Raw genomic sequence first — 1,485 nt, 5'->3', positions numbered from 1 at the left:
CACCTCGTTATACACAAGTCCGCACCGTCGTCCGGCCGGCATGAAAACACGTTTACATTCAAGGACTTAACGCGCCCCTTGTAAACTTGCGGCGAATCAGGTTTGCTCTCGTCTTTTGCGTGGACAAATTGGCGATAGCACCAGCACCTTGGACCGAGACGGAATTTAGACAGCTCGACCTGGGCGATGCGCGCCTGAACAAACGAGCGAGGATCTTGATGGAACGATTTGCGGCTGACCCGACGGCGAGCGTGCCGAAGGCGTGCCAAGGCTGGGGCGAGACGATGGGGGCGTATCGCTTCTTCGACAACGACAGCGTCGACTGGCAGGCGATCATGGCGCCACACTGGCAGCAGACGCAGCAACGCATGGCCGCGTTGCCGGTGGTGCTGTGCCTGCAGGACACGACCGAATTGGACTTCAACGGCCAGCGTGCGTTGGGCCTTGGGCCGTTGAGCTACGAGGCCCAGCGCGGCATGTACCTGCACCCGACGTACGCTGTCACGCCCGCGCGCGAGCCGCTGGGCATAATAGACGCCTGGATGTGGGCACGCGAAAAGAAGGACAAGACCGGCGCGCGCGGCGGGCCGAAGGAAAGTCTGCGCTGGATCGAGGGCTACGAACGAATCGCCGAGATGGCGGCGCAGCTGCCCGACACACGGCTGGTGTATGTGGCCGACCGCGAGGCCGATTTGGTCCCGCTGATGCTGCGCGCGCAAGAACTGGGCGCGCCGGCCGACTGGCTGGTGCGCGCCAAGCACAACCGGTGCATGCCCGACGGCGACAGGCTGTGGGAACACACGGGCGCAGGCGCGCCCATCGGCGAGCTGACGTTCGCGATGGCGGCGCGGCACGGGGTGAAGGCGCGCACGGTGCGCCAGCAACTGTGGGTGCGCACGGTGATCCTGCCGGCGGGAAAAGGCAAGAGCGTCGCCGCCACCTGCGTGATCGCGCGCGAGATCGATGCGCCGGATGGCGTCAAGCCGATCGAATGGCGCTTGCTGACCAACCGCGAGGCAGCCACGCCCGAGGCTGTGGTCGAGTTGATCGACTGGTACCGCGCGCGCTGGGAAATCGAGATGCTGTTCGACGTTCTGAAAAACGCCTGCCGCGTCGAGGCGCTGCAGCTGGGCTCGATCACGCAGCTTGAACGGGCCTTGGCACTGTTCATGGTGGTGGCCTGGCGCATCGCGCGGTTGATGCGCCTGGGCCGGACCTGCCCGGACTTGGACGCGGAACTGTTCTTCGACCCGGATGAGATTCAAGCGGCCTATCTGCTGCGCAAAAAGACACCTCCGGACAAGCCACGTCTGAACGACGTTCTGCGCCAAGTCGCCTGCATAGGCGGCTTCCTCGCCCGCAAGAGCGATGGCGAGCCCGGCGTCAAGACGATCTGGCTTGGATTGAAGGATGTTCACGTGGCGGCGGAAACGATACGCACGTTACGTGAAATGGGCGCACTAAAGAGTTGTGTATAACGAGGTG

General features: G+C 63.9%; 1 protein-coding gene. It reads left to right on the top strand.

The window, feature by feature from the left end:
- Window positions 1–128: 128 nt before the first annotated feature.
- Window positions 129–1,478, top strand: a complete 1,350-nt coding sequence (locus tag V6M87_RS27155) for an IS4 family transposase (RefSeq protein ID WP_442920650.1) — start codon at window positions 129–131, stop codon at window positions 1,476–1,478.
- Window positions 1,479–1,485: the final 7 nt, after the last annotated feature.

Source organism: Massilia sp. S19_KUP03_FR1 (assembly GCF_036688685.1).
Classification (GTDB): domain Bacteria; phylum Pseudomonadota; class Gammaproteobacteria; order Burkholderiales; family Burkholderiaceae_D; genus JALYUM01.
The sequence above is the reverse complement of the archived record's forward strand: the minus strand, read 5'-3'. Positions and strand labels throughout refer to the sequence as shown.